The 9320-nt window shown below is 72.4% G+C and carries 12 protein-coding genes; all 12 read right to left on the bottom strand.

The features are described 5' to 3' along the window. The coding region (locus Q7W29_13900) for a hypothetical protein (protein ID MDO9172914.1) at positions 1-382 on the bottom strand (382 nt) is incomplete at its 3' end. Continuing rightward, positions 379-2202 (bottom strand): tetratricopeptide repeat protein, encoded by a 1824-nt coding sequence (locus Q7W29_13895; protein MDO9172913.1) that lies wholly within the window; start codon positions 2200-2202, stop codon positions 379-381. The genes Q7W29_13895 and Q7W29_13900, both read right to left, overlap by 4 nt. A gap of 15 nt (positions 2203-2217) precedes the next feature. Then, complete coding sequence (rnc, locus tag Q7W29_13890; GenBank protein ID MDO9172912.1) at positions 2218-3057, bottom strand: ribonuclease III; 840 nt, start codon at positions 3055-3057, stop codon at positions 2218-2220. 23 nt (positions 3058-3080) lie between these two features. Continuing rightward, complete coding sequence (gene fabF, locus Q7W29_13885; GenBank protein MDO9172911.1) at positions 3081-4319, bottom strand: beta-ketoacyl-ACP synthase II; 1239 nt, start codon at positions 4317-4319, stop codon at positions 3081-3083. Positions 4320-4406: 87 nt separating this feature from the next. After that, positions 4407-4646 carry an acyl carrier protein gene (locus Q7W29_13880; protein MDO9172910.1) on the bottom strand — a complete coding sequence of 80 codons (240 nt, stop codon included), beginning with the start codon at positions 4644-4646 and terminating at the stop codon, positions 4407-4409. A gap of 27 nt (positions 4647-4673) precedes the next feature. Then, on the bottom strand, positions 4674-5405 hold the full coding sequence (gene fabG / locus Q7W29_13875) for a 3-oxoacyl-[acyl-carrier-protein] reductase (GenBank protein ID MDO9172909.1): 732 nt from the start codon (positions 5403-5405) through the stop codon (positions 4674-4676). Between the two features lie 36 nt (positions 5406-5441). Then, positions 5442-6404, bottom strand: a complete 963-nt coding sequence (fabD, locus tag Q7W29_13870; GenBank protein ID MDO9172908.1) for an ACP S-malonyltransferase — start codon at positions 6402-6404, stop codon at positions 5442-5444. 24 nt (positions 6405-6428) lie between these two features. After that, complete coding sequence (plsX, locus tag Q7W29_13865) at positions 6429-7430, bottom strand: phosphate acyltransferase PlsX (protein MDO9172907.1); 1002 nt, start codon at positions 7428-7430, stop codon at positions 6429-6431. Between the two features lie 59 nt (positions 7431-7489). After that, positions 7490-7672: a 50S ribosomal protein L32 gene (gene rpmF / locus Q7W29_13860; protein ID MDO9172906.1), complete on the bottom strand. Its 183-nt coding sequence runs from the start codon at positions 7670-7672 to the stop codon at positions 7490-7492. A 22-nt stretch (positions 7673-7694) separates the two neighbouring features. Next, complete coding sequence (locus tag Q7W29_13855) at positions 7695-8183, bottom strand: DUF177 domain-containing protein (protein MDO9172905.1); 489 nt, start codon at positions 8181-8183, stop codon at positions 7695-7697. Positions 8184-8269: 86 nt separating this feature from the next. Further along, positions 8270-8701, bottom strand: a complete 432-nt coding sequence (ndk, locus tag Q7W29_13850) for a nucleoside-diphosphate kinase (protein ID MDO9172904.1) — start codon at positions 8699-8701, stop codon at positions 8270-8272. 25 nt (positions 8702-8726) lie between these two features. Further along, positions 8727-9320: succinate--CoA ligase subunit alpha (locus tag Q7W29_13845; GenBank protein ID MDO9172903.1), on the bottom strand; the 594-nt coding region annotated here is incomplete at its 5' end.

The following is a 9320-nucleotide window of genomic DNA, read 5'->3' as shown; positions in this document are numbered from 1 at the left end:
CGGCCAGCGCGAGCAGCGCGGCGAGGCGCGAAGCCTGGTCCGGTTCGAGCGTGCGCAGGGGTCCGTCCCAGGCCTGCAGGACGACCGTGCCGTCGCCCGGCGCGACCGCCGTCCAGCCCTCCCCCAGGCGGCCCAGGACCGCCGCCGCCGTGCCGGTCTCGGGGTCGCCGGGCGCAGTCCGCGCCAGGTCGAGGCGCCACGCGCCGTCGGGGCAACGCACCCAGGCCGCGGAGCCGAGGGCCTCCCCCACCGGAGCGTCGATCCGCCAGCTGGTCACGCCGAATTCCAGGTCGCACGTCGTGGGCTCCGGTTCGGCGGCGGCGGCGGCGCAGACCCAGCCGGCCACGAGGCCGGCGACGGCCGGCTGCCATCGCCGTCTCATCGTGCACCGTTTTCAGCTGCAGCCGGCTGGAGATCCTTCAGGACCGCTTCCAGGGTCGCGCTGTCGCCGCCGGCCGTCCGCGCGCGCAGGAACACCTCGTAGGCGCGGTCGTGGCGTCCGAGCTCCAGCAGCACCATCCCGAGGTGCTCGAGGATCACCGGGTCTTCCGGCAGGGCGTTGGCGGCGCGGACGAGGTAATCGAAGGCCTCGAGGTGCTGGCCGCTGCGGTGCAGGAGCCAGCCCAGGGAATCCAGGTAGGCGGGGTTCTCGGGTTCGCTCTTCAGGGCGGCGCGGATCAGGCCCTCCGCGCGCGGCAGGTCGCGCTCGTGGTCGGCGAGGGTGTAGCCCAGGGCGTTCTGGACGACGTGGTCGTCGGGATGGTCCGCGAGCAGGGTTTCCAGGGCCGCCATCGCCTCGTCGGGACGCCCAGTCTCCTCGCAGGCCAGCGAGAGGTTCAGCAGGGCGTTGCGCCGCAGCTCGGGATCCTCGGCGGCGCGCTCGTAGAAGGCGATCGACGTCTCGTGATCGCCCAGTCCCTGGTAGGTCGCGCCGAGCATCATCCGCACCGAGAGCGGCGCGTCCTCGGTCAGCAACGACGCCGCCCGGTCCGCCAGTTCCCGCACCTCGCGCACCGGCCCCTGCTCGGTGCGGTCGGAAGCACGGCCGGTGAACAGGTCCGGATGGCGCCGGCTCAGGATGGAGATCAGGGCCAGCAGGTTGTCGGGGTCGGCGCCGCCGAGCGCCACGGCGCTGCGGATTTCGGCCTCGCCCGCCGCCAGATCACCGCGGCCGGCGAGGAACTCCCCGAGGAACAGGTGCGGTCGCGCGGCCTCGGGCCAGCGCTGGACGATCGCCCGCGCCAGCGCGATGGCCTGCTCCCAGGCGTCGGCGCGGGCGTGCAGCCGGCTCAGCTGGAGCGCCGCGCCGAGGTCCAGGTCGTCCCGCTCCCACATGGGCAGCAGCAGGGCGATGGCCGCCTCCTCGCGGCCGGCCTGGGCGATCATGCCGGCGGTGAGTTCCACCCAGGCCCGACCCTCCCCGCGCGCGACCATCAGGCTGTCGCCCGTGATCGCGACGGTCATGGCGTCGCCGTCGCGCTGGTTGTCCACGAGATGCTGGATCCGGCCCAGGCGCAGCGAGCGCGAGGCCGGCTTCGCGGCGAGGCCCTCGGTCCAGAGCGCGGCGGCCTCCTCGGGGCGGTTCAGCAGGGAGGCGAGCTCGGCCATCGCCCCGTAGATCCGCTCCAGGTGGGCGGGATGCCGCGGCAGGGCCTTGCGGTACGCCGCCATGGCTTCGGCCCAGGCGTGCGTGCGCAGCAGCAGCTCGGCCTCGATCAGGTCCAGGCGGGTCGAGTCGGGATGGGCCAGGCGGCAAGCGTCCACGGCCTCGCGGGCGTCGGCGAAGCGCTCCTGGGCCACGACCAGGCCGATGAGCCGCTCCCAGCCTTCGTAGGCGTCGGGGTGGTCGAGCACGATCCGCCGGGCGACGTCCGTCGCGTCGCGCAGGTAGCCGATCTCCTGCAGGACGTCGCGGTAGGTGCGGGCGAACGTCAGCTCGTCCGGGCTCATCCGGTAGGCCTGGGCCAGGAAGGGCAGGGCTCCGGCCAGGTCGCCCTCGGCCAGCAGGGTCGAGCCGACCATGTAGCTGGTGGTGGCGCCCTGGGGGATGGGGTCGAGATCCGTCCCGCCCGGATCGGCGCTCGCGCTGTCGGGCACAGCGCCGGTCGGCAGCGCGGACATGGGCACCACGGCGGTGGCGACGAGCGGCCAGGCGGCCAGGGCGAGGAGCAGGGCGATGGTGATCGGCGCGTGTCGCGACAAGGGCGTTCCTTTGCGTCAGGACCGGGAATCCGGCGCCGCGTCGAGCAACGACGGCTCCTGCGCCAGGCGCTGCAGGGCGCAGCCGGCCGCCTCCTGCTCGGCGCTCTTCTTGTTCGCTCCCTGGCCGGTCCCCAGCACGCGATCGCCGAACAGGACCTCCACCGTGAAGACGCGCTCGTGGTCGGGGCCCGTCGTCTCCAGGACCCGGTAGCGCGGCGGCACGCGGTGGCGGGCCTGGACGATCTCCTGCAGGCGGCTCTTGTCGTTGGCCAGCGTGCGGTGCTCCAGGATCTCGTCGGCGTGGTCGAACAGCCAGAGCTCGATGACCGCCTGGGCCGCCTCGAGGCCGCCGTCGAGGTACACCGCGCCGATGATCGCTTCGACGGCGTCGGCCAGGATGCTGTCGCGGTCGCGACCGCCGGTGGCGGCCTCGCCGCGGCTCATCAGGATATGGTCGCCCAGTTCCAGGCGCTGCGCCACCCGGGCCAGGCTCGCCCCGCAGACGAGCTTCGACTTCAGGCGGGTCAGGTCGCCCTCCTCCAGGTCCGGGTACTCCCGGAAGAGGTAGGTGTTGGTGACCAGGCCCAGCACGGCATCGCCGAGGAATTCGAGGCGCTCGTTGGACTCGATGCGCTCGTCGCCGTAGGCGTGCAGGTGGGAGCGGTGGACCAGGGCCTGGCCGAGCAGGCAGGGCTCGCGGAAGCGGTACGCCAGCATGGTCTCGACGGCGGCGGCGGCCAGCATACGGGACTCGGCGTCCGGACGCGCCGGCGCCGCGTCCACGGCGCCGCGGGGCGCTCGGCCGCGCCGCGCGCCCGCGATCAGCCTGGAAACGAACCGTCGCCACGAGGCCATGGCGCCTCCCCGGCCGACAGGGATCAATCCGGCCAGCGTTTCAAGCACAGGGACACGTTGTGCCCGCCGAAGCCGAGCGAGGTCGACAGCGCCGCCTCGATCGGGCGCGAGACCGCCGCGTTGGGGCAGTAGTCCAGGTCGCACTCGGGGTCGGGATGGCTGTAGTTGATCGTCGGCGGCAGGATCCCTTCCTTCAGCGCCAGGGCGGTGAAAGCGGCTTCGATGCCGCCCGCGGCGCCCAGCAGGTGCCCGGTCATGGACTTGGTCGAGGAGACCGCCAGCTTCCGCGCGTGGTCGCCGAAGAGGTCGCGGATGGCCAGGGTCTCGATCTTGTCGTTGAAGGGCGTGCTGGTGCCGTGCGCGTTGATGTAGCCGATGTCGGTCAGGTCCAGGCCGGCGGTGGCCACGGCCAGACGCATGGCGTTGCGCGCGCCCTTGCCCTCGTTGTCGGGCTGGGTCATGTGGAAGGCGTCGGCGGTCATACCGTAGCCGGCCACCTCGGCCAGGATCACGGCGCCGCGGGCCCGGGCCCGCTCGAGCTCCTCGAGCACCAGGATGCCGGCGCCCTCGCCCAGCACGAACCCGTCGCGCTCGGCGTCGAAGGGGCGGCTGGCGTGGGCGGGGTCGTCGTTGCGGGTCGACAGCGCCTTCATGGCGCTGAAGCCGGCCATGGCCATGGGGCAGACGCTGGCCTCGCTGCCGCCGGTGATCATCAGGTCGGCGGTGCCGTTGGCGATGTGCTCGTACGCGAGGCCGATGGCGTGGCCGGCCGAGGCGCAGGCCGAGACCGTGGCGTAGTTGGGACCGCGGAAACCGTGGGCGATCGAGACCAGGCCCGAGGCCATGTCGGCGATCATCATCGGGATGAACATCGGCGAGACGCGCGTGGGCCCCTTCTCCAGCAGCTTCGCGTGCTGCTCCTCGAAGGTCTGGAACCCGCCGATGCCCGAGCCGATCAGCACGCCGGCCCGCTCGGGATCGAGGTCGCCGGGCGCGGCCTGGGCCATCGCCTCGGCCGCGGCGCAGACCGCGAACTGGGCGTAGCGGTCGGCCTTGCGGGCGTCCTTGAGATCCATCGCCACGGTCGGGTCGAAGCCCTTCACCTCGCCGGCGAAGGTCACGCGGTGGTCGGTCGTGTCGAAGGACGTGATCGGGGCGATGCCGTTGGTCCCGGCCAGGATCGCGCGCCACGTCTCGTCGCGCGTCCGTCCCACGGCCGTGATCAACCCGAGACCCGTGATCGCTACCCTGCGGCGTTCCATGCCATCCTCCCTGCATATACGGATCGCCCCGGTCCGTGACGGCGGGACCGCAGGACCGGGGACGGTTCGCTCACGGAAAGGGCGCGGCTACGCGTCCAGGTGCGACTCGAGGTAGTCGATCGCATCCTGCACGGTCCGCAGCTTCTCCTGGTCCTCTTCCGGGATCGTGATGTTGAAGACCTCTTCGAGGTCCATCACGAGTTCGACGGTGTCCAGGGAGTCAGCCCCCAGATCGTCGGTGAACGAAGCTTCGGGTGTGATCTGTTCCGGATTCACCGAAAGCTTGCGCTCGATGATCTCGTAGACCTTTTCCTGAATGGAGCTCATGTCAGCCGTTCCCTCCTTGGGAAGGTTTCACGTAACCATGCCGCCGTCGACCACGAGCGTCTGCCCGGTGACGTAGGCGGCGTCCTGCGACAACAGGAAGGCGACGGCACCGGCGACGTCCTCGCCCTGGCCGAAGCGCTTCAACGGGATATCCCCGAGCATGCCGGCGCGCACCGCATCGGACAGGCCCGCCGTCATGTCCGTCTCGATGAAGCCGGGCGCCACCGCGTTGCAGGTGATCGCACGACCGCCCAGCTCGCGGGCCACGGACTTGGAGAAGGCGATGACGGCCGCCTTGCTCGCCGCGTAGTTGGCCTGGCCGGCGTTGCCGGTGAGGCCGATCACCGAGGTGATGTTGACGATCCGTCCGATTTTCTGGCGCATCATAGACGCGGTGACGGCCTTTGTAAAGTAGAAGGTCCCCGTCAGGTTGACGTCGAGCACCTCGCGCCAGGCGGCGTCGGACATGCGCACCAGCAGGGCGTCGCGGGTGATCCCGGCGTTGTTGACCAGGCCGTAGACCGGGCCGAGTTCCTGCTGGACCCGGCCGACCGCCGCCTCCACCGCCTCGTAGCTCGACACGTCGCCCGGCAGCACCAGGTGCCGGCCGGCGCCGGGCAGCGAGGCGGCGACTTCGGCCAGGGCGTCGGCGTTGCGGGCCACCAGGGCCAGGTCGTAGCCGTCCGCCGACAGTCGCCGGGCGATCGCCGCGCCGATGCCCCGGCTGGCGCCGGTGACGATCACGATGCGGTTGCTCACGGGTCATCCTTCCGCTGCGGCCGGGTCGGGCCCGGATTATGCCAACAGGCCCCGGACGGTGTCCAGGACGTTGTCCAGCTCCTCGGACGTGCCCACCGCCAGGAACGTCACCTCGGGGTACTCCCGCTTGGCCAGGTTGGACAGCACCTTGCCGGGACCGACCTCCAGCACGACGCGCGGGCGCTCCCCCGTCACGGCGCCGGACACCAGGGCCGCCAGGCTCTCGTGCCAGCGCACCGGCGAGGTGAGCTGCCGCCGGAAGCCCTCGCGCAGCTCCGCCGCGGTCGTCGACGGGGCGGCCGTCACGTTGGCCACCAGGGGCGCCGCGGGGTCCGCGATCGCGACGTCGGCGAGGTGGGCGGCGAAGCTATCCGCCGCGCCCGACAGCAGCGGCGAGTGGAAGGCGCCGCTGACGTTCAGCCGCAGCGCCCGCTTCGCGCCGGCCGTCTTGAGCGCCTCGCAGGCGGCGTCGACGGCGGTGATCTCGCCGGAGATGGCGACCTGGTTGGACGAGTTGTGGTTGGCCAGCACGACCACGCCGGCGTCCGCGGCGACCTCGGCGCAGACCCGCCGCACGGTGTCGGCATCGAGGCCCATGATCGCCGCCATCGTGCCGGGGCGCTCCTGCCCCGCGGCGAACATCAGCTCGCCGCGGCGGCGCACCAGGGCCAGGCCGTCGCGCGGCGAAAGCGCGCCCACCGCCACCGCGGCCGAGAACTCGCCCAGCGAGTGGCCGGCGACCACGCTCGGCGCGATCCCCAGCTCGCGCAGTTCCAGCGCGACGGCGACCGAGTGGGCGAGGATGGCCGGCTGCGCGTTCCAGGTCTCGGTGAGCGTCGCCTCGGGGCCCTCGTACATCACGCGCGTGAGCGCGAAGCCCAGCGCGTCGTCGACGGTCGCCAGGAAGGCGGCGCCGGGCCCGCCGCGGGCGGCCAGGTCGCCGGCCATGCCGACGGACTGCGAGGCCTGACCCGGGAACAGCATGGGAACCTTGAACATCGCCGGCCTTTCGCGGGTTGCGGGTCAGGCGCGCGCGGCCAGCCGCTGCTGCAGCAGGCCCGGCAGGTCGAGCCTGGCCATGCGGCCCGCGGCCAGCACCGCGCTCTGGATCGCGCGGGCGGGGCTGGCGCCGTGACAGATGATGGAGGAGCCGCGCACGCCCAGCAGCAGGGCGCCGCCGGTGGACGTGTAGTCGAGGCGGTGCAGCAGCCCGCGCAGGCCCTCCCCCGCGTCGACGGCGCCGCCGGCGAGGAACTGCCGGGCCGCCGTCTGCAGGAAGCCCCCGAAGCCCTCGACGAGCTTCAGCGCGATGTTGCCGGTGAAGCCGTCGGTGACCACGACGTCGGCCGCGCCGTCCAGCAGGTGGCGGCTCTCCACGTTGCCGACGAAGTTCAGGGGGGCGTCGCGCAGCAGGGCGTGGGCCTGGACGCAGAGCTCGGTGCCCTTGGTCGGCTCCTCGCCGATGTTCAGCAGGCCGACGCGCGGCGTCTCGACGTCCAGCAGGCGGCGCGCGTACTCGTCGCCGAGCAGCGCGAAGACCAGCAGGTGCTCGGGGGTGCACTGCACGTTGGCGCCGACGTCCAGCAGCAGGAAGCGGCCGTTCAGGGTGGGGATGCCGGTCGCGATCGCGGGGCGGTCGACGCCTTCGAGGCGCCCGAGGATCATCAGGCTGGCGGCGACCTGCGCGCCGGTGCTGCCGGCGCTGACCACCGCCTGGACGCGGCCCTCGCGGTGGTCCCGGGTGGCCCGGACGATGGGGGCGTCGGGGCGGCCCTTGACCGCCGCGGCCGGCGATTCGCCCATCTCGATGCGGTCGCGGCAGGCCACGACCTCGACGGGCAGGTCGCGCGCGCCGAGTTCGCCGAGCTGGGCGTCCAGGGTGTCGGGGTCGCCGTAGAGGGCCAGGGCCAGACCGGGCTCGGCGCGCGCGGCCGCCACGGCGCCCGGGACCACCACGGAGGGACCGAAGTCCCCGCCCATGGCGTCCACCGCCACGACCACCTTGCGCGTCGCGCTGACGTCCATGCCCGACCTCCCTGCCGGTTCTCGCCGCCGACTAGAGCTTTTCCGCTAGCTCTTTTCCGCTAGCTCTTTTCAATCACGATCACTTCGCGGGCGCCGTAGTGGCCGCACGCGCGGCAGACGCGGTGGGGGCGGCAGGGCGCTCCGCAGTGCGCGCACTTCGACGCGCTGGGGGTGGCCAGGTGCCAGTGCGCGCGGCGGGTGCCCTTGCGCATGTGGCTGGTTTTTTTCTTGGGAACAGCCATCTCGATGCCTCGCTTCCGATGTTCAGGAATCCAGCCCGTCCCAGCGGGGGTCGGCGGGCTCCCGGGGGCAGTCGCAGTCCTTCAGGTTACGGTCCGCCCCGCAGGTGGGGCAGAATCCCAGGCAGTCCTCGCGGCAGACCCGCTTGATCGGCAGGTCCAGCAGCGCGGCCTCGCGCAGGGGCTCGTCCAGGTCCACCTCGCCGCGCGCCTGGTACAGGATCCAGGTGTCGGGCGACTCCTCGTCGGGGGCCCCCGGCTTCGCCCGGATGATCTGGATGTCGACGCCCGCCTCGTAGGCCATGGTGAAGGCCTCCAGGCAGCGATCGCAGACCGCCGGGCAGGACACCGCCAGGACGCCGGCGACCAGGACACGGCTGTCGACGTTGTCCACCGCCAGCTCGCCGCGGACGGACAGACCGTCCCCGCCGCCCTCCTCGTCCTCGACGTGGAAGGTCTCCTCCACCTCCAGGGCGGAGCGGCCGAAGGGCAGGGTGTCCAGGTTCAGCTTCATTCCGGGCGCACGACCGCGTCCCGACCGGGCCCACCCCGGCCCGGCGCCGTGCAAGCGCCCCACGTTACGAGCGCGATCGCCGTCTGTCAAGACGCGCGGCCCGGTCCCCGGCCCTCGCCGAAGACGATGCCGATCTCGCGCTGGGCGTTCTCGGGCGAATCCGAGGCGTGAACGGCGTTCTGGGATAGGGAGGCCCCGAACAGGTCCCGCAGGGTGCCGCAGGCGGCGTCGCGGGGGTTCGTCGCCCCGACCAGTTCGCGCAGCTTGACCACGGCCTGGTCGCGCTCGAGGTGGATCGCCACGACCGGGCCCGACGCGATGTAGTCCACCAGCTCGGGGAAGAACGGCCGCTCGCGGTGGACGGCGTAGAACTCCTCCACCGTGGCGCGGCTGAGGCTCTTGAGCGCCAGGTTGCGGATGCGGAAGCCCGCCCGCTGCACCTGGGCCAGGATCGCGCCGATCTGCTGGGATTCGGCGGCGACGATCTCCGGCTTGATCATCATGTAGGTCTGCTCCAACGCGACGTCCTTTCGACGGATCGGTTCAACGCTTCCAGATCTGCTGCAGCAGCGGCACCACGTCCGCGGGGCGGTCGGCGACCGGGATGCCGGCCGACTCGAGCGCCTTCTTCTTCTCGGCCGCCGTGCCCGAGCCGCCGGACACGATCGCGCCGGCGTGGCCCATCCGCTTGCCGGGGGGCGCCGTGCGGCCGGCGATGAACGACACGACCGGGATCTTCATGTTGGCCTTCACGAAGTCGGCGGCCCGCTCCTCGGCGTCGCCGCCGATCTCCCCGATCATGACCAGGGCCTGCGTCTCGGGGTCGGCGTGGAACGCCTGCAGGGCGTCCATGAAGTTCGTCCCGATGACCGGGTCGCCGCCGATGCCCAGGCACGTCGTCTGGCCCAGGCCTGCGCGGGTCAGGGCGTCGACGACCTCGTAGGTCAGCGTCCCGCTGCGGGAGATCAGGCCGACCGGCCCGGGCGCCACGATGTTGGTGGGCATGATGCCGAGCTTGGCCTTCTGCCCGGGGTTGATGAAGCCGGGGCAGTTGGGCCCGACCAGCCGCACGCCGCGCTCGGCGAGGTAGGGCATGACCTTGACCATGTCCAGGGTGGGCACGCCCTCGGTGATGCA

Source organism: bacterium (assembly GCA_030654305.1).
GTDB lineage: Bacteria > Krumholzibacteriota > Krumholzibacteriia > LZORAL124-64-63 > LZORAL124-64-63 > PNOJ01.
This window is presented reverse-complemented; position numbering and strand designations above follow the sequence as displayed.